21 protein-coding genes and 1 tRNA gene are annotated in these 22337 nt (G+C 63.0%); 8 read left to right on the top strand and 14 right to left on the bottom strand.

Annotated elements, in window-relative coordinates; genetic code table 11:
* Positions 1-29: 29 nt before the first annotated feature.
* Together FNV92_RS06520 and FNV92_RS06515 are read right to left on the bottom strand one after the other, a co-directional pair.
* Positions 30-1139, bottom strand: a complete 1110-nt coding sequence (locus FNV92_RS06520) for a methyltransferase (RefSeq protein ID WP_143846075.1) — start codon at positions 1137-1139, stop codon at positions 30-32.
* Positions 1140-1243: 104 nt separating this feature from the next.
* Complete coding sequence (locus FNV92_RS06515) at positions 1244-2110, bottom strand: polyprenyl synthetase family protein (RefSeq protein ID WP_143841653.1); 867 nt, start codon at positions 2108-2110, stop codon at positions 1244-1246.
* A gap of 99 nt (positions 2111-2209) precedes the next feature.
* On the opposite strand from FNV92_RS06515, the gene crtD reads away from it, so the two are divergent.
* Positions 2210-3742: a 1-hydroxycarotenoid 3,4-desaturase CrtD gene (gene crtD, locus FNV92_RS06510; RefSeq protein WP_143841654.1), complete on the top strand. Its 1533-nt coding sequence runs from the start codon at positions 2210-2212 to the stop codon at positions 3740-3742.
* Positions 3655-4602 (top strand): hydratase, encoded by a 948-nt coding sequence (locus tag FNV92_RS06505; protein ID WP_143846076.1) that lies wholly within the window; start codon positions 3655-3657, stop codon positions 4600-4602. The genes crtD and FNV92_RS06505 overlap by 88 nt, the downstream gene beginning before the upstream one ends.
* 12 nt (positions 4603-4614) lie before the next feature.
* Here FNV92_RS06505 and FNV92_RS06500 read toward each other — a convergent pair whose 3' ends face one another.
* From FNV92_RS06500 to FNV92_RS06475, 6 genes are all read right to left on the bottom strand, one after another.
* A complete protein-coding gene (locus tag FNV92_RS06500) occupies positions 4615-4761 on the bottom strand; it encodes a hypothetical protein (RefSeq protein ID WP_168213328.1) in 147 nt (48 codons plus the stop codon).
* Between the two features lie 63 nt (positions 4762-4824).
* Entirely contained in the window at positions 4825-5727 is a 903-nt protein-coding gene (gene hemF / locus FNV92_RS06495) for an oxygen-dependent coproporphyrinogen oxidase (protein WP_143841655.1), read from the bottom strand.
* Positions 5728-5737: 10 nt separating this feature from the next.
* Positions 5738-6796 carry a phytoene/squalene synthase family protein gene (locus tag FNV92_RS06490; RefSeq protein ID WP_143841656.1) on the bottom strand — a complete coding sequence of 353 codons (1059 nt, stop codon included), beginning with the start codon at positions 6794-6796 and terminating at the stop codon, positions 5738-5740.
* Positions 6793-8337, bottom strand: coding sequence for a phytoene desaturase (locus FNV92_RS06485; RefSeq protein WP_143841657.1), 1545 nt, complete (start codon positions 8335-8337; stop codon positions 6793-6795). Before FNV92_RS06485 ends, FNV92_RS06490 begins: the two co-directional genes overlap by 4 nt.
* A gap of 56 nt (positions 8338-8393) precedes the next feature.
* Positions 8394-9290 (bottom strand): alpha/beta fold hydrolase BchO, encoded by an 897-nt coding sequence (gene bchO / locus FNV92_RS06480; RefSeq protein WP_143841658.1) that lies wholly within the window; start codon positions 9288-9290, stop codon positions 8394-8396.
* Positions 9291-9299: 9 nt separating this feature from the next.
* Complete coding sequence (locus tag FNV92_RS06475; RefSeq protein WP_143841659.1) at positions 9300-10259, bottom strand: alpha/beta hydrolase; 960 nt, start codon at positions 10257-10259, stop codon at positions 9300-9302.
* Positions 10260-10328: 69 nt separating this feature from the next.
* Here FNV92_RS06475 and hemE point away from each other — a divergent pair, with 69 nt between their 5' ends.
* Entirely contained in the window at positions 10329-11420 is a 1092-nt protein-coding gene (gene hemE / locus FNV92_RS06470; protein ID WP_143846077.1) for a uroporphyrinogen decarboxylase, read from the top strand.
* On the opposite strand, the gene FNV92_RS06465 is transcribed toward hemE, so the two are convergent.
* From FNV92_RS06465 to hemC, 3 genes are read right to left on the bottom strand one after another with little or no spacing between them, the layout of a single operon-like run.
* Positions 11417-13171 carry a magnesium chelatase subunit D gene (locus tag FNV92_RS06465; RefSeq protein ID WP_143841660.1) on the bottom strand — a complete coding sequence of 585 codons (1755 nt, stop codon included), beginning with the start codon at positions 13169-13171 and terminating at the stop codon, positions 11417-11419. The genes hemE and FNV92_RS06465 overlap by 4 nt on opposite strands.
* Positions 13168-14190, bottom strand: coding sequence for a magnesium chelatase ATPase subunit I (gene bchI / locus FNV92_RS06460; protein ID WP_143841661.1), 1023 nt, complete (start codon positions 14188-14190; stop codon positions 13168-13170). Before bchI ends, FNV92_RS06465 begins: the two co-directional genes overlap by 4 nt.
* Before the next feature lie 9 nt (positions 14191-14199).
* Positions 14200-15189, bottom strand: coding sequence for a hydroxymethylbilane synthase (gene hemC / locus FNV92_RS06455; RefSeq protein ID WP_143846078.1), 990 nt, complete (start codon positions 15187-15189; stop codon positions 14200-14202).
* 275 nt (positions 15190-15464) lie between these two features.
* Here hemC and FNV92_RS06450 point away from each other — a divergent pair, with 275 nt between their 5' ends.
* Genes FNV92_RS06450 through FNV92_RS06440 form a run of 3 tightly spaced genes read left to right on the top strand, consistent with a single transcriptional unit; the run spans position 15465 to position 18831 of the window.
* Complete coding sequence (locus tag FNV92_RS06450; protein WP_143841662.1) at positions 15465-16784, top strand: DUF3422 family protein; 1320 nt, start codon at positions 15465-15467, stop codon at positions 16782-16784.
* Positions 16781-18295 carry an alpha/beta hydrolase gene (locus FNV92_RS06445; protein WP_143841663.1) on the top strand — a complete coding sequence of 505 codons (1515 nt, stop codon included), beginning with the start codon at positions 16781-16783 and terminating at the stop codon, positions 18293-18295. The genes FNV92_RS06450 and FNV92_RS06445 overlap by 4 nt, the downstream gene beginning before the upstream one ends.
* A gap of 38 nt (positions 18296-18333) precedes the next feature.
* Positions 18334-18831, top strand: a complete 498-nt coding sequence (locus tag FNV92_RS06440; protein ID WP_143841664.1) for a DUF427 domain-containing protein — start codon at positions 18334-18336, stop codon at positions 18829-18831.
* A 21-nt stretch (positions 18832-18852) separates the two neighbouring features.
* On the opposite strand, the gene FNV92_RS06435 is transcribed toward FNV92_RS06440, so the two are convergent.
* A complete protein-coding gene (locus tag FNV92_RS06435) occupies positions 18853-19290 on the bottom strand; it encodes a hypothetical protein (protein ID WP_015684443.1) in 438 nt (145 codons plus the stop codon).
* 224 nt (positions 19291-19514) lie between these two features.
* On the opposite strand from FNV92_RS06435, the gene FNV92_RS06430 reads away from it, so the two are divergent.
* Together FNV92_RS06430 and FNV92_RS06425 are read left to right on the top strand one after the other, a co-directional pair.
* Positions 19515-20165 (top strand): sigma-70 family RNA polymerase sigma factor, encoded by a 651-nt coding sequence (locus tag FNV92_RS06430; protein WP_143841665.1) that lies wholly within the window; start codon positions 19515-19517, stop codon positions 20163-20165.
* Positions 20166-20336: 171 nt separating this feature from the next.
* Positions 20337-20714, top strand: coding sequence for a response regulator (locus FNV92_RS06425; RefSeq protein ID WP_143846079.1), 378 nt, complete (start codon positions 20337-20339; stop codon positions 20712-20714).
* 377 nt (positions 20715-21091) lie between these two features.
* Here the strand turns inward: FNV92_RS06425 and FNV92_RS06420 are convergent, their stop codons facing one another.
* Together FNV92_RS06420 and FNV92_RS06415 are read right to left on the bottom strand one after the other, a co-directional pair.
* Complete coding sequence (locus FNV92_RS06420) at positions 21092-21688, bottom strand: hypothetical protein (RefSeq protein WP_143841666.1); 597 nt, start codon at positions 21686-21688, stop codon at positions 21092-21094.
* A gap of 395 nt (positions 21689-22083) precedes the next feature.
* A tRNA-Met gene (locus tag FNV92_RS06415) sits at positions 22084-22160 on the bottom strand.
* Positions 22161-22337: the final 177 nt, after the last annotated feature.

Genomic DNA, 22337 nt, shown 5'->3' with positions numbered 1-22337 from the left:
ACAATCTAGACTGTCAAGTTTGATTAACGTCAATTTCGCTTTTTCGCGGTGATCACGCTCGCCAACATCGGCATCGCGACCGGCCGCAACGCAATATCGACAAAGCCAGCCTCGGTGAGCATGTCGCGCAGCCGCACGAAGGTCCGGGGGCGGCCGCTGCCCATCGCCAGCAGATAGAAGGCGAAGTAGGCGTCCCCGATCGGCTCGGCTCCGCGGACGCCGGAGATGGGCTCGGCAATCAGAAGCGTGCCGTCGGGTGGCAGGGCCAGGTGAACAGCGCGCAGCAGGGTCATGATGTCGGCGTCGTCGTGATCATGGATCACCCGCACCAGCGAAACGATATCGGCCCCCTCGGGCAGACGGTTCGCAAGGAAGCTCCCGCCAATTGCGACCGCGCGTGATGACAGACCCTCCGCACGAAAACGTTCGCTGGCCTGGTCGGCCACTGCGGGCAAATCCAACAGCACGCAGCGCAGTTTTGGTGCCTGTGCCGCGACGGCGACTATGAAGGAGCCGTCGCCTCCGCCAATGTCGAGCAGGCAGCGATGCCCGCGGAAGGAATAAGCCGACAGCACCTGCTGCGAGATCATCGGCTGCGACATCGCCATCAATGCGGTGTATGGCGCGATCGCCTCACGCGACAGATTGGCGGCCTTGCGATTGCCTGCATAAGGCCAGTAAGCGGCGAGCTGCCCCGCCCCGACATCACCGCGCAGCAGCGCGATCGGATCCTTCAGGTCGTCGTACAACATCGCATGATGCTCGATCATGGCGGCGACGCCGGGATTGCCCCGCAGGGCTGCGCCAAGCGATCCGAGACCGTAGCGGCCGTCGCTGCGACGCTGCAGCAATTGCAACGAGACCGCTGCATCGAGCAGCGTCAACGTCGCATCCGCCGGCAACGGTACGAGCAGAGCCAACTCTGCCGAATCCAGCGGGCCATCCGCCAGTTGATCGAACAGCTTCAAACGGACGCACGCAAACAAGACCTGCGAATAGACGAAGCCGGCACAGAGATCGAACAGCGCGCTCGCCCGACGCCGCGCGATCGGCCGCGTCAGAGCAAAACTCCCTGCAAATCGCTGAAAGCCCGGATTGGCCAGGATCCAATCGCGCCAGCCTAGCAGGCGATCATGCAAAGACAGCCGCGATACGCCGTGAGTTGAAAGGACGACATCCGCCCCGCGCGGCGCATCGGATGTCCGACCTCCGCCATCACGATGCGTGATCGCGGCCATGGCGGCTACGCAGCGAACTGGGCAAGCTTGGCTGGCACCAGGCGCCTGGCTTCCGAGAGCATGAGCGAACGCAATTCGGCGCCGTTCGGACACGGCGGGATCGCATCGATCGCGCCGCGCACCAGGTCATGCAACCGGTAGAGCGCGCCATCAAGGCCGAGTTCTATCACCGCGCTGGGACGCCCCAGCACGAGGTCGCGACCGACCGGCTTGCCGATCTCATCTTCCTCAGAGGCGGCGTCACGAATGTCGTCGGCGACCTGATAGGCCTCGCCGAGCTTCTCCCCGACCATCCGCCACGGCTCGGCATCGGCGCCGGCCGACGCAGCTCCTGCCACGGTGGCCGCGGCAAACAGTGCGCCAGTCTTGGCGCGGTGATAATGCACAAGATCGATCTTGTCTTCGCATTCCCAGGCTTGCCCCGCGACGATACCCGAGGGAACGCCCACGGATCTGGCCACCGTCAGGGTGAGCATCGCCAGCCGCTCCGGCGTGCATTGAAGACGCGCCAGCGTCTGGAATGCGAGCACGATCAGCGCATCTCCGGTGAGAACCGCGAGCGGCTCGCCGAACGCCTTGTGCACGGAGGGACGGCCGCGCCGTGTTTCCGCAGCGTCGAAGCACGGCAGGTCGTCGTGCACGAGCGAGGCACAGTGCAGAAGTTCGAGCGCCGCGCCGGCAGCCTCGGTGGCGGCGGGATGATCCTCGCCGCAGGCCGCTGCAACGCTGTGGCAGAGTCTTGGCCGCACGCGCGCACCGCGGGGAAAAACCGCGTAAAGCATGGCCGCCGCCAGGCGGGGCGGACAGCCGGGAAGCTCGGCCTGGCCAATCGCGTCGTTCAGTGCCCGTTCGATTCGGCTGGTGACGTCCATGGCAGGCTCCCATGCGTGACACTGGAATGTCAATTTGACTTGTCGATATGAGTGTAAATAAATATAGACACATGTCAATGACAACCGGGAGCGGTGCAGATGCCCAGAGATCGTGTTGTCGTTATCGGCAGCGGCATTGCGGGGCTTGTCTCCGCCTTCGCGCTCGCAGCACGCGGCCTCGACGTCACTGTTCTCGAACGTGCCGCCACGCCAGGCGGCAAGATGCGCGACATCGCAATCGGCGCCTCGCGGATCGACAGCGGTCCGACCGTCTTCACGATGCGCTGGGTCCTCGATGAACTGTTTGCGGCGGCCGGCCGGAATTTCGCGGACCACGTCCGCCTGCGCCCACTCGATGTTTTGGCAAGACACGCCTGGGACCAACATGCCCAGCTCGATCTTTTTGCAGATCAGGAACGCACGGTCGATGCGATCGGGGATTTTGCGGGAGCACAGGAAGCGGACGGATATCGCGCCTTCTGTCGGGACACCAAGCGCATCTACGACATTCTCGAGAAGCCGTTCCTGCGCGCCTCACAGCCGAGCATGGGCAGACTGATCGGCGCCGACGGCATTCGCGGGTTGATGCGATTGCCGCAGATCAAGCCATTTTCGTCGATGTGGTCGGCGCTCGGAAAGTATTTCGCCGATCCAAGGCTGCGGCAATTGTTTGGACGGTACGCGACCTATTGCGGATCGTCGCCGTACCTGGCGCCCGCGACGCTGATGCTGGTCGCGCATGTCGAGCGCGAGGGCGTCTGGTCCATCGACGGCGGCATGCACGCGCTCGCGAAAACGCTGGCGGACTGCACAAGCGCCTTCGGCGCTGCGATCCGCTACGGTGAAGACGTCAGCGAGGTTCTGATCTCTGGCGGCCGCGCCAGCGGCGTCAAGCTCGCAAGCGGCGAGCGCATTGCGGCGGACGCCGTGATCGTGAATGCGGATGTTGGTGCCGTCGCGGACGGAGCGTTCGGTGCCCCCGTCCGTCGCGCTGCAGCGGCAATTCCGCTTCGCGCCCGCTCGCTGTCAGCTATGACATGGAGTGTCGTCGCGAAGCCCGATGGCTTCCCGCTGCACCGGCACAACGTCTTTTTCTCAAACGACTATGCCGCTGAGTTCGACGACATTTTCGCCCACGGCGAGCTGCCTCGCGAGCCGACGGTCTATGTCTGCGCCCAGGATCGCGGCGGCAACGGTATCGCGCCGACCGGTCCCGAGCGATTTCTGGTCTTGGTCAACGCACCCGCGAATGGCGACCGGCATGCCTACGACGCAACGGAGGTGGCACAATGCGCGCAGCGGACATTTGGCATGCTGGAGCGCCGCGGTCTGCGAATCCAGCCGCAGGCGATGCAAGTAACGACGCCAGCGGATTTCAACCGGATGTTTCCGGCCACGGGCGGCGCACTGTACGGCCGCAGCTCGCACAGATGGACGGCCTCTTTCCAGCGTCCGGGAGCACGAACGAAAATTCCGGGGCTGTACCTGGCGGGGGGCAGCACTCATCCGGGACCGGGTGTGCCGATGGCGGCCTTGTCGGGTCGATCGGCGGCAGCCAGCCTGCTCGCGGACCTGACTTCTCGCGGATCGTTCCGCGAAACGGCTATGCGTGGTGGTACGTCGATGCGCTAAGCGACGACGGGCAGAACGGCATCACCATCATCGCCTTCATCGGCAGCGTATTTTCACCGTATTACGCGTTCGCCCGGCGCAAGGGACCGGCCGATCCGCTCAATCACTGCGCCGTCAATGTCGCGGTCTATCGAAGCGGCGGCAATCGGTGGGCCATGACGGAGCGGCCGCGCGGAGCGGTCGGCCGCACGACGGACACGTTCACAGTGGGCCCAAGCCATCTGTGCTGGGACGGCAAATCGCTGACGATCAACGTCGATGAAATTTCGGTTCCGATCCCCGGGCGCCTGCGCGGCACCATCCGGTTAATTCCAACCTCGATCACTCAGCAGGCCTTCTTGCTGAATGGGGAAGGCAATCATCAATGGTGGCCGATAGCGCCATGCGCGCGCGTCCAGGTGCGACTGGATCATCCGCGCCTGAGCTGGCAGGGCGACGGCTATTTCGACATGAACCACGGCGACGCCCCACTGGAGCAGGGCTTTTCCGACTGGCAATGGTCGCGTGGCGCAATGCAGGACGGCACGGCGATCCTTTACGAAGCGCAGCGCCGTGACGGCAGCAGGGGCGACCTCGCGATGACCTTCGATCCGAATGGTCGGATGCAGGCCTTCAAGCCACCGCCGACGGTTGATCTGAGACGCACGGGCTGGCGCGTCGGCCGCAGCATCCACAGCGATGGCGCCGCCAAGATCGTCAAGACGCTGGAAGATGCTCCTTTCTATGCCCGCTCTGTAGTCTCGGCGAAGTTGTTCGGCGAGCCCGTGACTTTGATGCACGAAAGCCTCGCGCTGGATCGCTTCAAGATGCCGGTCGTGCAGGCCATGCTGCCATTCCGTATGCCTCGCGCATTGCGGTAGCAAGGGACCGCGTCAAGGCGACTGCGTCCCGTTGTGCTGCTTCGCGCGTTCGGCTGCCTTCTGTCTGTCGAGCCGCCGGCAAACCAGCTCGAGGATACCCCAGGCTGCCCCGAACATGAGCACCACGAAGAACTCGATGAAACCGAGATAGCTGTCCATGATGTCGCCCCGCGCAACTCTTCGCAGCTATTGCTCCAACGCAGAGTTGATCTCAGTCGATTGCTACGCCCAGCTCACCAGCGGCGGCATCGAGCTCAAAATGGTCTCGATGTTGCCGCCGGTTTGAAGTCCGAACATGGTGCCACGGTCGTACAGCAGATTGAACTCGACATAGAGTCCACGGCAGGCGAGCTGCTGCGCCCGCTCGGCTTCCGTCCACGGCTCCATCATCCGCCGGCGCACGATCCGGGGATAGACGTCAAGCAAAGCAAGTCCAACGTCGCGCGTGAAGGCAAAATCCTTCTCGTAGTCGCCGGTGTTGAGATGATCGTAGAAGATGCCGCCGACGCCGCGCGCCTGACCGCGGTGCGGGAGGAAGAAATAGGTATCCGCCCACGGCTTGAACTTGCCGTAATAGTTGGGGTCGTGCGTGTCGCAGGCGCGTTTCATCGCGGCGTGAAACGTCACGGCGTCCGGCGCATCCTGGGTTCGCTGCTCCGGCAGCATCGGCGTGAGATCCGCACCACCGCCAAACCAGTCCTGTGCTGTCGACAGAAACCGAGTGTTCATGTGCACGGTCGGCACCCGCGGGCTGCGCGGATGCATGATCAAGCTGATGCTGGTGGAGACATAGTCGAGTTGAATGCCGTCGCCCGGCAGCGTTTTGGCCATCTCAGGCGTGAGCGTCCCGTTGGCCGAAGACGTATGGATACCAATCTTCTCGAACAGTCTCCCATCGCTGAGGAAGCCGCCGGTGCCGCCGCCACTGCCGATCGCGCGCTGCCACGGCTTGTAGGTGAAGGTGGCGGGCTCCCCCGGAAACAGGTCGGCCGGCGCCTCGCGCTCCAGCACCTCGACCTCGGCGCAGATCCTGTCGCGCAGCGATTCGAACCAGACTTTCGCTTCGGCACGCCGCCGTTCGGCGAGATCATTGCTGTTGTCCCGGATGGCATCGGTGCCGCGCATCTGGCTTGCCTTACCGGAACGACCCGGAACGCTGAAGCTGATCGCGGCGTTCCAGGCGTTCGAACAGGTCAATTACCCAGACAACGCGATCCTCGACCGGTCGCCACCGCGGCCTGACGTTCTCGCGCAGCGGCGTTGCCGCCACAGCCTCGACCAGGAAACGGGTCTCTTCAATATCTGCGGTCTTGACGTCGAGCCCTCTCGCGGGTGCCCATTCCGTTTGCGGCAAGAGCAGCGTCCGCGCCAAGACCGCGAGCTTACGTCTGGTCGAGACGACCGCGCGTCTCGACACCGAGTCCAGCCCGCCCTGCTCCAATTCGCGGCCGATTTCGGCATAAAGTGCGCGGGCGGCGTAGATGCCGGGGCGGCAGCCGATCGGCAGATTGACGATCCCGTGCGTCGCACGGGAGTAGAAAATATCGGCCACATGAAGCAGCCTCTGTATGATCGCCGCGACCGCAGGCGTGAAGCAAGGGTTCGCCAGCCAGGCGTCCGGATCGATGCCCGCTTCACGCAACCACGACTGCGGCAGATACAGCCGGCCGGCGCGGGCGTCCTCGCCGACATCACGCGCAATGTTGGTAAACTGCATCGCGACGCCGAGATCGCAGGCACGTGCAACGATCTCGGGCGCGCGCTGCCCCATCACCAGCGTCATCATCGCGCCGACGGCGCCCGCAACCCGCGCGGCATAGGCAGTGAGGTCCTGCAACGTCTCATAACGGCGGACCTCTGCATCCCAGGCCAGTCCGTCGAGCAGGGCTTCGGGTAGCTCACGAGGAATACAGAATTTCTTGACGACATCGGCGAACAGGCGATCAGCAGCGAGGTCCATCGGCTGCTCTCGATAGGCGCGATCGAGCCGGTACCGCAGCCGCGCCACTGCCGCCGCGCGGTCGCTGCCGAGATCGACGGCATCATCAGCCAAGCGGCAGAACGCGTAGAGCGCGATGGCAGGATCGGCGACCCGGCGCGGCAGCACCTTCGAGGCGGCGTTGAAGGTCCGGGAGCCACCCTTGAGCAGCGCGCGGCAGGCAGCCATGTCGACGGGATCGAGTCGTATCGTCATGCGGTCACCAAGCTTGCGAGGTGTGAGGCATCAGGCACCAGAGAATCCAGGACGCGCGCCGAGGAGAGCACGCCGGGCAGGCCTGCTCCGGGATGCGTGCCAGCGCCCACCAGATACAGATTTTCGATATCTTCGCTCTTGTTGTGCGGGCGAAACCACGCGCTTTGCGTCAAGATCGGCTCCAGCCCAAAGGCCGCGCCGCGAAACGAGTATAGCCTGTCCTGAAAATCCTGCGGCGTCAGCATCCGCGAACTGACGATCTCGTTCTCGAGACCGGGCAGCATGGTCCTGGAGAGTTCATATGCAATCGCCTGGCGATAGTCTTCGGCCATGACGCTCCAGTCGGTTCCGCTTTGCAGATGCGGGACAGGCGAAAGCACGTAGAACGCGTCGCAGCCGTCGGGCGCGAGCGACGTATCCGTTGCGGTCGGGCGATGCAGATACAGGCTGAAATCGTCGGCTAGAACCTTGCGATCGAAGATATCCGTCAACAATCGCTTGTAGCGCGGCCCCAGCAGGATCGTGTGGTGTGGCACCCCTTCGTATCTACGGCGTGTGCCGAAGTACCAGACGAACAGGCTCATGGAATAGCGAGCTCGTTCGATGCGCCGGTCGGTCCAGCGCGATCGCGCCGACTCAGGCAGGAGATGCCGATACGTCCATGTGGAATCGGCGTTGGAGACCACGACATCGGCATCGATGGTCTCGCCCGAGGCCAGCCGTACGCCCCTCGCAACACCGTTGTTCACGACGATCTCGCGGACTTCCTGGTTGCAACAGAGCCTGCCGCCCTGTCCCTCGATCAGCTTGACCAGGCCATCGACCAGCCGCCCGGTGCCCCCAAGCGCAAAATGCACGCCCCAGCGCCGCTCCAGAAATGCGATCAGGCAATAGATCGAGCTCGCCGTGAGAGGATTGCCGCCGATCAACAGTGGATGAAAGCTGAACACGACGCGCAGCCGCGGGTCGCGGAAGAACTTCGAAACCAGCGAGTAGACACTGCGATAGCTCGACAGCCGCAGCATCTCAGGCGCGATCTTCGCCATATCCGTCCATTTGCTGAACGGCACGTCGCCGAGCCTCTCGAAGCCGACCTTGAAGATCTCTTCGCTGGCTTTCATGTAGGCGTCGTAACCATCGACGTCACCAGGCGAAAATCGCGCGATCTCGCCACGCATCGCGCCAGCATCGCCGGAATAGTCAAAATGCGATCCGTCCTGAAAGCGAATCCGGTAGAAGGGCGACACCGGCACCAGCGTCACGTCGTCGGACAGCTTCCGTCCGCATAGCTTCCACAATTCTTCGAACAGAAACGGCGCGGTGACGATGGTTGGTCCAGCATCGAAGGTGAAGCCGTCCTGCCGGTAGACGTAGGCGCGGCCGCCGGGCGCATCGAGCTTCTCGAGAACGGTGACGCGATAACCCTTGGCGCCGAGCCGGATCGAGGCTGCCAATCCGCCAAAGCCGCTGCCGATCACCACCGCATGCGGCTGGCGATGCGATGTCTTCAGAGACGGTCGGACGGAGGTTGAATCCAGCATGAGGCTACTGTAATTATTTATTGACAGTTGCCTAGCCTGAAAGTGTATATTCAAATTTACAATTCTTGAGCCGCTTTGCCGGCGGCGTAGGCTTGGGCGTATTTCAAGATGAGCTGCGCGATCAGTTGCGGCTGCTCCTCATGCGCGAGATGGCCGAGGCTGGGTAGTCGCTCGATCGCGGCGTTTGGAAGAATCTCGCGAACCTGTCGCGCGACCTCCGGCGATATCGAGCGATCATTGGTGGCGGCCACCAACAGCAGCGCCGTCTTCAAGTGTGGCAGATCGTGCAGCAACGGTTCGAGTTTCCAGTTCGCCATCATCCGCAGTGCGGCCGCGACATGCGCGGGATTCCGCACCAGCCTGCGATAGAGCTCAATCCCCTCCTGATCGATAGTCGAACCGGTGTTGGCAATCAACCGCTCGACCGCGCCGGCATGGGAGGCCTGCCAGGCGAACACGCGCGGCACCAGTGGATTCATCACCAGCAGATTCGCCAGGGGCGAGAACAGGTGGTTGGCGATGCCACCGAACGGCATGAAGGCACCGTTGAGGGCGATCAGCAGGCGCGGCGCCATGAGGCCGGCAAGACACATGCGCGCCGCGATCGCCGCCCCTGCGGAATGACCGACCGTGATCTCCGGCTTGACCTCCAGCTTGCGCAAGAGCACGCCGATATCCGCCCCCATGCCCGGCAGCGACAATCGATGTGACGGCGGCGATTGCGTAAATCCGTGTCCGGGCAAATCCGGCGCAATCACCGAGAAGTGCTGGGCCAGCAAAGGCAACAATTCGCGCCAGGAATGCGTTGCGGCCCCGGTGCCGTGGATCAAGAGCAGCGATGGCCCCTCGCCCATCCGCTGCACATGCCAGCGGATCCCGGCCGCTTCGACGAACACACTCGCCTTCCGGTTAGGCCAGTCCGCACCATCGCGGCTCCAGACGAGACCGGACACGGCATTGCCCTATAGGGCTGACGCCGACGGCACGCCGGCAAGGAACGTATCGTAAGCGGCAATGAATTCGGCCTCGGCTTCGAAGTGCGGCATCGCACCGGTCGAGAACACGCGAATGGTCCAGTTGGCGCGGCCCTCGACTTGCGTCTTGTTGGTGTAGTCGACAAAATCGCCGCGCACGCCGTGGCTCATCCAGACCGGGAGTGTCAGCGAGTGATAGATGCGGGTAATGTCCTCGCTGAACAGGAATCCCGACACGAAATAGTAGGGCGCATGCTGTGCGCCGGGCTGGCGCGTCGTCAGGTAGTCGTATTCCAGCAACCCCTCGTCGATATCGCGCGACCCCCAGGTTTTGTTCAGGAAGTAGCGAATTCCGGCGCGGCTGGTCAGCAACCGGAAGAAGCCTTTACTCCACAAGGGAAACTCGAACAGAGCGTGCAGCCACGGCTTGCCGCGCGTGCCGTCGCGCCATTTCGTGCTTCCGTCGCTACTCCTGAAGCCGGTGGGACTGACCAGGGCTGCGCTGCGAAACGCCAGCGGCGCCTCGGTTATCGCACGGGCCAGAAATTCCGACGACAGCGACACCGCCAACGCGTCAATCGGACTGCGGCCGTGATCGTTCTGGATTTCGCCTATCGCGATCAGAATCGCGTCCGTCATCATGCGAACGGTGTATTCGCGCTTTCCGCGGTCCGAATGACCGAAGCCCGGGAGTTCCAGGGCGTAGACCGTCCGGCTTGCGCGGTAGTGTTCGTAGAGCGGCTTGATCTCATAGGCAGAGCCCGCGGCATTGATGCTGTGAATGAGCAAGAGCGGTGGGAATTTGCCAGGAGTTTCCGGACTGGCCGAATAGTAGGTCAGCCTCCCAACCGAACTGCCGATCTCGTGACGCTGGCCGGAGACCGGCGCGGGCAATTCGTTCGCGCCACGCAATGCGGCGCGATTCATCGCCGGGGCGGCTGCGCTCATCGCAAGTCTCCTTCTTCAAAGCGGATCGCATCTCGCCGTGGCCAAGACCGTAACAGCAGTGTATCAGAAATGACAATCATAGTTGTCGATCAACATCGGAAACGACGCTTGACACAAGCTCCGCCTGTCAAACCCTTCCTCGAAGTGCTTGCCGGCCGGCGGCAGCCAGTTCCACCGCTCTGGATGATGCGGCAAGCTGGCCGCTATCTGCCGGAATACCGCGAGGTTCGCGCCAAGGCCGGCGGCTTCCTCGACCTCTGCTTCACGCCTGAGCTCGCCGCCGAAGTGACGCTGCAGCCGATACGCCGCTTCAACTTCGATGCAGCGATCATCTTCTCGGATATTCTCGTTGTCCCTTATGCGCTCGGACGTGATGTCAGGTTCGAAGTCGGCGAAGGACCGCGGCTCGATCCCCTGGACACGCCGGACAAGGTCGGCACACTGGCCTCGATCGGTGATTTCACCAAACTCGAGCCGGTGTTCGAAGCGCTCCGTCGTGTGCGCCGTGAGCTAGATCCCAAGATCGCGCTGATCGGATTTTGCGGCGCTCCGTGGACGGTCGCGACCTACATGGTAGCAGGACACGGCACGCCAGATCAGGCGCCAGCGCGGATGATGGCCTATCGCCATCCCGAAGCGTTTGCGCAGATCATCGACACAATCGTCGAGAGCTCGATTCAGTATCTGCTGGGGCAACTCGCCGCCGGCGCTGACGTGCTGCAGATCTTCGACACCTGGGCCGGTGTGCTTCCGCCGCGTGAATTCCAGCGCTGGTCGGTTGAGCCGACAATGCGCATCGTCCAGGGTGTCCGCAGACAGGTGCCGGACGCAAAGATCATCGGCTTTCCACGCGGCGCTGGCGCGTTGCTGCCCGGCTATGTCGAGGCAACCGGCGTCGACGCGGTCAGCATCGACTGGACGGCGGAACCATCGCTGATCCGTGAAAAGGTTCAGAGCCTCGTTGCGGTGCAGGGCAATCTCGATCCACTGGTCCTGATCACGGGCGGTGACGCGCTGGATCGCGGAGTCGATGATGTGCTCGTGAATTTCGCGGGCGGCCGACTGATCTTCAACCTTGGCCACGGCATCCAGCCGGAAACTCCGATTGCGCATGTCGAACAGATGGTGAAGCGGGTCCGGGCCTATAAGGGATCGCTTTAGCCGACACTCGCGAGCACGGCCTTTGACAAGGTCGCGGCGTCCGCATGCGGCAGAGGCAGATAGCGTGCGCCCATCTCTTTGGCGATAGCTTCGCCTGAAACGCCGGGACGCGGCGACGTATCGACCAGGACAATTGCAATACCGGCGGCGCGCAACTGCCGCGCCGCGCTCATCGCGTCGTCCTCGGCACGCGGACGCCCCTGTCCGCCATCGCGCGCAATGTTGGCGCGGCCGTCGGTCAGGACGATCACCGTCGGCGTCTGTCCCTTTCGGCGGATCGAATCCGACAGCATGAAAGCAGCATCAAGCCCGGCTGCCAGCGGCGTGCCGCCGCTGCCCGGCAACCCTGCAAGGCTGCGCTTGGCGCGAGCCAACGAACGGGTCGGCGGCAGCAGCATCTCGGCGGCACTGCCGCGAAACGCAATCAACGCCACCTGGTCGCGCCGGATATAGCAATCCGCCAGCAGCAATTCGACCGCGCCCTTGGCTTCCGCCAACCGGTGCAATGCCGCGGAGCCGGACGCATCGACGACGAAAATCGTGACGGTTTCCGTGCGTTGCTTGAACCGCGAGATGCGGAAGTCATCCTTGCGGATCAGAATGCTGGGCCGGGCTTCCTCACCCGATCCGGCCACCTCGCGGCGCCGCAGAGGTTGCCATGGCGCCGCCGCGCGCAAGGTTTCGATGACGTTGAGTCTGGCGCCGGCACGCAATTCGCCGCGCAGCACACCGGCCGGCCGGCCACGCTTGCCGGATTTCTGCAATGCGCCGGCCTTGCCGGAGGAGCGACTGCGCGATCGTCCCGCAGATCCCGCACGAAGGGCTGCCAGCACATCCGGCGGGATTGCTGCCTGAGCTGCGGCCAGAATGACCTCGTCGAGCGCGCGATCGATGTCGGAGATTTGATCTTCGCCACCGGACTCATTAGCTTCATCCTCGGTCGGCGGCGGTGGCTCCGGTGGGGCCGCCTCATCCGCGGGCGGAGACACCAGCGCGCGGGGCGCCAGCACCAACCGCGCAGCCAGAGCGAGATCCTCCTGTTCGACTCTGGAATGACCTGCGAGCGCGGCACTTGCGCAGGCGATACGCAGCGCCAGCATTGGCGCACGCAACGAGGTGATCCCAAGCGCTGTGGCCGCGGTACAGAGGGCCTCGATCTGGGCCGCTTCGGCCTTGAGGGATGGCAGCTTCACGCGTGCCGCCGCTGTTTCCCCAGCATCAGGCGCGAATTCCTCGGCGTCACGGACGCCGATTGCGTTGAGATCGAGGTGAAACGCCAGACGATCGCGCAGCGACGCCGGCGCGAACTCATCCTCAAGGCCTTCGTCGAAGGCGATGACACCGAAACGCGCAGGCATGCGAAGCGACAGACCGTCGCGCTCGACAATCGTCTCCCCGGCGTCCATCGCGGCGGTGACATGGACCGTGGTTGCTGCGGACAGCCGTTCGGCCATCGCCAGTATGATCACGCCGCCGTCGGCTTCCGCCAGGAGTCCGCGTTCGGAAACGGGACGGCCGGTCAGCAACGTCGCGTTGAGGTCAAGCCCACCCAGCAGCCGGCCTTCGGCGATATTCAGCGGCACCTGCTTCACATTTTCGGATTGCGGCAGTGCCGCACGAAGCAAGGCGAGCCAACGATCACGCGCCGGGCCCGCGCGGGATCTCAACAACACGCCGCCGGTCCCCGGCGGGTCCACGGCGAACAATCGCGCCGCGGTCACCGCGTCGGACCAAACGGCGGTGCCGGTCATCCCAGCACCTCGGATATCGCGCGATCGACCCGTACCGAGGAGCCGGCATCATCGAGCGGATTGCGTCGCAGACGATGCCGCAAGGCCGAAGGCGCGATCCGGCGCAGGTGATCGTCGGTCACGGTCTTTGCGGAGTCGAGTGCCGCGAGCGCACGGGCTGCGCGCACCAAGGTCAGTTCGCCGCGCAAGCCGTCGGTGCCGAGCGCCATGCAGAGCTTTGCGGCGCGCTCGAGCGCCACATCGGGCACCGAGACTGAGGAGAGTTGCTCCCGCGCTCCGATGATCTTCTTGCGAAGCCTGGCCTCGTCCTTGGCCCATTTCGTGACAAAGGCAGCGTTATCGGTTTCAAAGGCGTCCCGGCGCCGCACGACCTCGATCCGGTCCGCGAGATTGTCGGGTGTCTTCACCTCCACCGACATTCCGAAGCGATCCAGCAATTGCGGGCGCAGCTCGCCTTCCTCGGGGTTTCCCGTCCCGACCAGCACGAACCGCGCCGGATGGCGTATGCTCAAGCCCTCTCGCTCGACGACATTTTCACCGGAGGCGGCGACATCGAGCAGGAGGTCGACGAGGTGATCCTCAAGCAGATTGGCTTCGTCGATGTACAGGAACCCGCGATGCGCGCGGGCCAGCAGTCCCGGCTCGAACGCTTTCTCTCCGCGCGCCAGGGCTCGTTCCAGATCGAGCGCACCGATGACGCGATCCTCTGTCGCGCCAAGCGGTAGATCGACCACCGGAACAGGAACTTGCGTAGATTTCAGCGCGCCCTTGGCGGCGCGAACACGACACTCCTCGCAAAATTCCGCCGGCCGGTCCGGATCGCAATTATAACGGCAGCCGACAACGACCTTCATCTTCGGCAGCAACGCCGCAAGCGCGCGGACCGCCGTGGACTTGCCGGAGCCGCGGTCGCCAAAGGCCAGCACGCCGCCGACCTTGGGATCGACCGCGGCAATCAGCAGCGCGAGCTTCATCTCGTCCTGCCCGACAATCGCGGAGAATGGAAACGCTGTTGCCATGCTATGCCTTCAATGCGCCGGACGCGTTCGCGCGATGATATCGGCGGCGCCTTTGTGAAGCAGCTCGAGGCCGACCGCGCGCCCGAGTTCGCGCGGACGGTCTGCAGCCCCAATACGGATTACCTCGATAAATTGACCTCCACGCGCTTCGTCCAGTACCGAAGCAGTGAGCGTCATCCGTGAACCGTCGATTGTCGAATATCCCGCGATCGGCGAATTGCAGTGACCGTTGAGCACCCACAGCACCTCCCGTTCTGCCTCGCAACTCAGATGCGCCGCCGGATCGTCGATCAAGGCGAGATATCTCCGCGTCTGCCAATCGTTGACCGCGCACTCGACCGCGACGATCCCCTGCCCCACCGCCGGCAACATTTCCGAAGGCGACAGCTCACTAGCCATGCGATGGCCGAGCCCGATCCGTTCGAGCCCGGAACGGGCCATGATCAGAGCATCCGCCGGCCCCACCTCGCCGCCGCCAGGCAAGCGTTGCATATCCCGACTGTCCAGCTTTCGAACCCTCGTATTAGCCGCGCCGCGAAAATGGATCACCTCGATGTCCGGAAACAACCTCCGCGCATAGGCGGCGCGCCGCACGGCGTTGGTGCCGATCCGGTAGCCCTTGCCGCGCGAACGCCTGATGTCCTCGATAGAGACACCGGGCCGCAACACGAGCGCATCGGTCGGCGGATCGCGTGGCAGTGTCGCACCGATCACGAGCCCGGGCGTATCCTCATTGCCGGGCATGTCCTTGAGCGAATGCATCGCGGCGTGAAGCCGGCCCGACGTCACCGCGGCGCGGATTTCGGCCACGAACGCGCCGCCCTTGCCACCATGGACCAGGAGCTTGCTGGTCTGATCGCTATCGCCGGTGGTCTCGAACTTGACGATCTCGACTCCCAATTCGGGTGCGGCATTGGATAGGCGCAACGCGATATCCTCGGTCTGGGCCAACGCCATGACGCTCTTGCGCGTGCCTATACGCATCGAGACTGCCACCATCACGCTCCAATCCGCAACCGCGCGACGCTCCGCGGCGCGGGCAGAGATTAAGGCCAGCCGTTGCCGGAATGCAAACCAATGCCAGCGTGCGGTGCACACCCGACGATTCGGACAAAGTACCGCAGCAGATATACGAGCCAATCATCCAGCGTTTCACGGCGCGCTGTATTTTTTTTGCCAAAGCGAACCGGACGTCTTCCGGCTTCTGCCCGGCACGACGGAGTGTTACTCGTAGCGCAGCGGCCCACCTATGCAACCAGCCGAGCGAGATGGCGATGAGCGCGGATGTCCTGATAGGCGACGGCGAGGCGGTGCGGCTGACACCTCATCCACTACGAGCCACCGTGCTCGGCGAGGTTCATGCCCGCCCGTTCACCCCGATTTCGGTGCCGTCGCGCGTCGTGCATTTTGCCTTCGATACGTCGGGGCCACGCGCACAGGCCGACCGCGCCAACTTGATCGCGTTCTGCACATCGCGCGGGCTGCAACCGCCGTCACCTGCCGAAAAGCATCATCGTGCCCCGTTCGGCACCACCGTTCTGCGATGGGAACAGCACTCCGAATTCACCACCTACACGTGGGAAATGCCGGCCGATCCGGCTGCCGCGCCGTTCCATCCGGATGCGGCCTCACTGGCGCTGCCGATGCGGCTGGTGCCGCAGCCCGGCCCGCTGCTGGTGGCAGTCGACCTGCATCTCCTGAAGGAGGATCTACAGCGAACCGCGCCGGAACGCCTCTTCGACAACGCCAGTCTGGCCGTCGCCGAAAATTCCGACGGCGCCGCGCTCTACGCGACCGACTTCCAGCCGGGCCCTTCGGGCTTTGTCCGCATCCTCGTCGCCAACCGCACGATGTCGCCGGAACGCGCCGGAGCGCTGGTTCAGCGCGTGATCGAGCTCGAGACCTATCGCACGTTGGCGCTGCTCGGCCTGCCGGAAACCCAGCGGCTGTCGCCATCGATTGCGGCCGCCGAGCGTCGCCTCGTCGAAGTCACCGACCAGATGCGCCAGGCCGGTGATCTCGCCGCCAACCACAAGCTGCTCGACGAGCTGACTGCCCTGGCTGCCGAAGTCGAAGCCGGGGCAGCCGCGAGCGTGTTTCGCTTCGGCGCCAGCCGCGCCTATGAGGAGATCGTCGAGCAGCGCTTGCAAACCATAGGCGAACGCAAGGTCGGCGGCCTCCCGACGTGGTCGTCGTTTCTGGCTCGCCGGATGAAGCCGGCAATGCGCACATGCGTTACCACCGAGGCGCGGCAATCGAGCCTGTCGTTGAAGCTCGCACGCGCAGCGAACCTGTTGCGCACCCGCGTCGATGTCGAGCTCGAGCAGCAGAACCAGGAGCTTCTGAAGTCGATGAACGCGCGGACGCGGCTTCAACTCCGGCTGCAGGCCACGGTCGAAGGCCTGTCGGTCGCGGCGATCACCTATTACGTGGTCAGCCTGTTCGGATACATCGCCAAGGCGGCACATGACAGCGGCACTCTCCATGTCGAGCCCAGCGTCGCGACGGCCGCCTTCGTTCCGGTTGCCGGCTTTGCGATCTGGTGGACAGTGCACAGCATTCGCAGGAAACACATCGCCGGCGAGGATCGATGAGGTTTCTTGTCGGGTTTATTGCGACCGTGGCGATCCTGATCGGGCTGTTTGAATTGCATGAAGTCAGCAGAGATCTGAATATCACTCGGACCGTAGTCGGCGACACGCCGGTCACGGTCTTCAGACGACAATCCGCCGCGCCTGCACCGGTCGTCATGATCGCGCATGGCTTTGCCGGTTCGCAGCAGCTGATGCAGCCGTTCGCGGAAACGCTTGCGCGCAACGGTTACATCGCAGTGACCTTTGATTTCCTCGGCCATGGCCGTAACCCGGTCCCAATGCGTGGCGATATCAACGAGGGGCTGACCATCACCAACGCGCTGCTGAAGGAGCTGACCGACGTCGCGGCTGCGGCACGCAGGCTGCCTTGGAGCGATGGCCGGTTCGCGGTGCTCGGACATTCGATGGCGTCCGACATCGTGGTGCGGTACGCGCAAGCCCACCCGGACGTCGAGGCAACCGTCGCGGTCTCCGTATTTTCGCCCGTCGTGACACCGGACAGTCCGCGCAATCTGCTTGTCATCGTCGGCGCGCTGGAGCCTGCGATGCTCCGGAACGAAGGCCTGCGCATCGTCAGCCTCACCGCCGACGGGACGGCAATCCCCGGCGAGACTTACGGTCACTTTCCTGACGGCACCGCGCGAAAGCTGGTGCTGGCGCGCGGCGTCGAACATATCGGCGTGCTCTACAGTCATGACAGCATGGTTGAGACGGTGCGCTGGATGAATGCGGCCTTCGGCGATCGGCCTCATGAAGAGGTCGACAGCCGCGGGCGCTGGCTGGCGCTGGTGTTTGCCGGCATTGTCGCACTGGCTTGGCCCTTGTCGGCATTGTTGCCGGAGGTGAGCCCGAGTCCGGCCGGCGCAAGCCTTGGCTGGAAGGCGCTCATGACGGCAGCGTTCCTGCCGGCGATTGTGACGCCACTGTTGCTCTGGAAGATGCCCACCGACTTTCTGCCGATCCTGCTCGGCGATTATCTGATGCTGCATTTCCTGCTCTATGGCGCTCTCTCGACCGCGGTCCTCTTCTACTTGCGCAAGGGTCAACCGCCGGCCGTCGCGACGACGGTCGCCTGGAAACGTGTCGCTATTGCAGCAGCCGCCGTGAGCGCCTACAACATCCTGGCCTTCGGCCTTCCGATCGACGCCTATGTGTTCTCGTTCCTGCCGATCCCGGCGCGGCTGCCGCTGATCGCCGCGATCGCCTGCGGGACTTTGCCCTACTTCATGGCCGACGAATGGCTGACAAGTGGCCGCGAGTCCCGAAGGGGCGCTTATGCCCTCACCAAATTCTGCTTTTTCCTTTCGCTCGGCATTGCCGTGGCGCTCAATCCAATGAAGCTGTTCTTTATCGTTATTATCGTGCCTGCGATCCTGTTGCTGTTCGTGGCCTTTGGGCTGATCAGCCGCTGGAGTTACGCGGCGACCCGGCATCCGCTTCCGGGCGCGCTCGCCAACGGTGCGATATTCGCCTGGGCAATCGCGGTGACCTTTCCGATGATCGTGCGATGAGTATTGGCGGCACGATCTCCTGCTGGAGTGAACGAGACATGTGGCCGCCCAAACGCATCGAACCCTTGCCCGGACAAGAGTCCGTCTGGGATTATCCCCGTCCGCCGCGGCTGGAAAAAATCGGCGCGCGGCTGCGCGTCATTTTCAACGCGCACACGATTGCCGATACGACGGCGGGCTATCGCGTGCTCGAGACCAGTCACCCGCCGGTCTACTATATTCCGCCCGATGATATCGTACGACACTATCTGCTGGACGCGCCGGGCGGCTCCTGGTGCGAATTCAAGGGGCACGCAGAATACTGGTCGCTCATGGTCGACGGACGGACGTCGGAGCAGGCGGCCTGGAGCTACCCTGAACCGACGCCGCAATTCGCCGACATCGCCGGTCATCTGGCTTTCTATGCCTCGCGCGTCGACGAATGCTGGGTGGATGACGAACGCGTGAAGCCGCAGGACGGCGACTTCTACGGCGGCTGGATCACCTCGCGCATCGTGGGACCGTTCAAGGGCGGCGCAGGGACTCGCGGGTGGTAGAGCGCGAGTCCCTGGTCGTCCTTACTTCGGCTGTCCGGTCGAACCGTTCTCTGAGCCGATGCCGGTGTCCGACGATGTCGGGGCGGCGCGGTTGTCCGGTGCGGGATTGACCGGCTGATAGCGCTTCGGCTGCTCAGGCGTGCCGACCGGCTGCGCCATGCCTGTCGTTGCGCCGCCGACCGGCGTGGTGGTCTGAGCCGTTTCCACGCGGGATTTGCCGTTGTAGCCAACCGTGAGCAAGCCCATCACGGCGAAGGCGAGAACGGCGAACCCAATCAATTCGGGTCCGGCCCCGCTCGGCGCCACGCCGCGGCTGTTGCCGTCGCCTTCAAGCGCGTTTGCCGCGATTTCGCGATTGGTGTGGGATCGCAGGAAATAGATGAAACCGCCGGCAATGATGAATGTCGTTGCCGCGAGAGTGAAGAACATCAGCCAGCTGATGGGGTTGTCGCCTTGCACGGGAAGCCTCCATTGTATGATTGGGATGACAATGGGAGCGATTGCACTTGGTTCCTAAGGCGCCGCGCCCGGCAAGCTCGAGATTGAACAACCGATTGAACAGAAAGAGTTTATCTCGAATTTCACGCTGCATTGTCAGTTTTAAATGTAAACTTCAATTGACACTCTCCCCGACTTCGGAGAACTTCGCTGGACAAAATTGCCGGGCAGTCCCGGGGGATGACATGGCGCCGATGATAAGCGGCCTCCGCGCTGAACGGTCCGGCCCGACCGAGCTTGAGCAGCTGCTGCTGCGCATGGCGGGAGGCGATGAGCCGGCCTTCGAAAAGCTGCACGCAGCCACGCGGCGCAAGCTGTTCTCGACCGTGCTACTGGTCGTCAGGCGCCGGCATCTCGCAGAGGAAATCGTGCAGGAGGCCTATGTTCGCATTTGGTTGAACGCGGCCGCGTATCGTCGGGCGCTGGGCTCGCCCATGATGTGGATGATCACGATCGCCAAGAATCTCGCGATCGATGCCGCGCGAAGGCCATCGCGAGAAATCTACCGCGACCAGTCGGCCTTGCTTGACTTTCCTGCCGACGCGCCCACGGCGCTGGAAAGTATGGAAAGCAGGGAAAACGAAAGCGACACCATCAGGCTCCAGCAGAGCATGTTGTCCGCTCTGCAAACGCTCGACCCGACACGGCGTCATCTGGTGATCGCGGCCTATCTCTACGGTGAAAGCCGGCACCGGCTGGCCGAGCAATATGGCGTCCCCGTCAACACCATCAAGACCTGGCTCCGGCGCGCGCTGCTGCAGGTGCGGGCGCAGATCGGGGCCATGCCGCCGGGCGATCATGATGTCGGCACGCTCGCGTCCGCGCTGGGCCACTAGTGCACGATCGGAAAAGCAATGCAGTGGCTTTCCGCGAAGATAGTCCTCTGGACGAAACCTGAAGCGCGATGGCGCGACGGGAGCAGGAGCAGTGCGCGCCGGGAGCTCATATTCACTTTGTGACTTGTGTCTCGGGCTGCAGCGGGGAATGGCGTCGTGCCGGACATTGAAATGCCTGTCATCCTCGTTGTCGAAGACGAGGCGTTGCTCCAGAGCTTCGTCGCAGACGCGCTGCACGACGGCGGCTTCGAAGCGGTGGTCGCATCGTCCGGAGAAGAGGCGGTGATTTTGCTGAAAGTCCACAATGGCCAATATCTCGCGCTGGTGACCGACATCGACCTCAAAGGCAAGATGGACGGCTGGAAGGTCGCCCAACACGCCAGGGAGATCCAGCCGGAATTTCCCATCGTCTATATGAGCGGGGCCGCAGCCGCGGACTGGACCTCCAAAGGCGTTCCCGACAGTGTCATGCTGTCCAAGCCGTTCGCTCCGGCGCAGCTTCTCACCGCCCTCGCCAATCTTCTCAACAGCGGAACGCCGACGCCGTAGGCCGGGCGTTTTCAACACGACAGACATGGTTGCGCGCTCTCGCGGCCGGTTTCGCCCGAGCTTTGCTTGATCGCTTCACCCTTCTGATCGAGAGGGCGCAGGGAAGACCGGGTGCCGACCTCGCACCCGCGGTCTGCTGCGCGAATGTGTAGCGCAAGGAGACCGCACAGCAGCATACAGGTGTGCAGCGCCTAGGCAGAGCGAAGCGATACCCATCGAGTTTCTACCCGACAGCAAAAGCATGAGAAGCTTCGCAAGTGTTCTGCCCATCCTACGAGGTCAAATATCAACTGAAATTTCTCCATCTACGGTCTCCACCGTCTTTGGATATGATGCAACGCGGGCGAAAGGCGGAGTGGACTGAGCAGCGAGGCGTCCTAGCGGTTGCCGAAAATCTGCCTCTCTTGCGCCACATGCATTTCGAAAGCGATATCCATATTCTCTATAATCGGAGAAATGAAACGATCGGACCTAATCCGACCATCAAAGATGTGGCCAAGATCTTCGTCGAACATGGCGACAGCATCAGCCAGCCCCGTAAAGCAGGTTTGCGCGTGAGACAAAACCCCAACGCGAAATGCTTGGTTACTCTCGTTCCCGCCTAATTTAGGTTGATCATGATTTCTGAGTTGGTCGCATTGATCAAGCCAGTGCATCACTGGCAGAAAGCGGCGCCGCTTCAACGGACTTAGACCTTCCGAGTACGTTTTGGCTTCTTCGATGAACTGTTTTGTAGGCAGCATCGTCGTCACGTTCAGGACCGCGCGCGTGCTTCGGAATGTACGCCGATCGTCATTGATATCGCGAGCCAGCGCCCAATCCACTGTCTTCCAAACATGATTGATGACTAAGAATGTTATTCGGAGCTCTGACCTTATGACCTCAAGGATTTCAGTCTCGCGCTTGGCGGCAATTCTTTCATTGGAACGGATTTGTTGAAATGCAGCGCTGTGGGCGATGGCAGCGGCAACCAAAGTAATTGCTGCTCCAATAATTGAGCCGGCAAAGCCGGCTCAAGACTCAGAAATGCCGCTACGCTTTCCAAGTGCGACGACAGCATCGGTGCATACGGGCAAAACAAATGCGACAATGTCGATCGCAAACAAGACAGCCAAGCCCAACCAAAGTGGAATTCTGCAGCCACAACCGCAAGCTGTCGAGAGATGTTGGCAAACGGCGTCTGCCCCAAACAGATTTAAAATGAAGTTGGCTAGCTAGCTCAATGTGAGCCACGGACCAAGTTCTTGATTCGGCGAGCCGGAACCCCGTGGGGCAAGAATTGAGGCTTTGATTCCCCAAGCCAGTTGGGATGAATTTCTAGTTTCAATCCGCTGAGTTTTACCCACCAACCAAAGGAAGCTCGGGGAATTGGTAGCGGGAGAGGGACTCGAACCCCCGACCCCAGGATTATGATTCCCGTGCTCTAACCAGCTGAGCTACCCCGCCACAGGGTCGCGAACGGCGGAACCGCCGATCTCGCGAACGCGCGGCATATAAGGAAGGGGGCGGCGGGCTGTCAATCCGCGTTTGCCAAGGCATCCGCAAATATGTCGGCGGGTGAATTTGGCCTCTTTGCGCGCTTAATCCGTCATGGCCGGGCTTGTCCCGGGCATGACGAGATCG

The organism is Bradyrhizobium cosmicum (assembly GCF_007290395.2).
In the GTDB taxonomy this organism is placed as follows: Bacteria; Pseudomonadota; Alphaproteobacteria; order Rhizobiales; family Xanthobacteraceae; genus Bradyrhizobium; species Bradyrhizobium cosmicum.
This window is presented reverse-complemented; position numbering and strand designations above follow the sequence as displayed.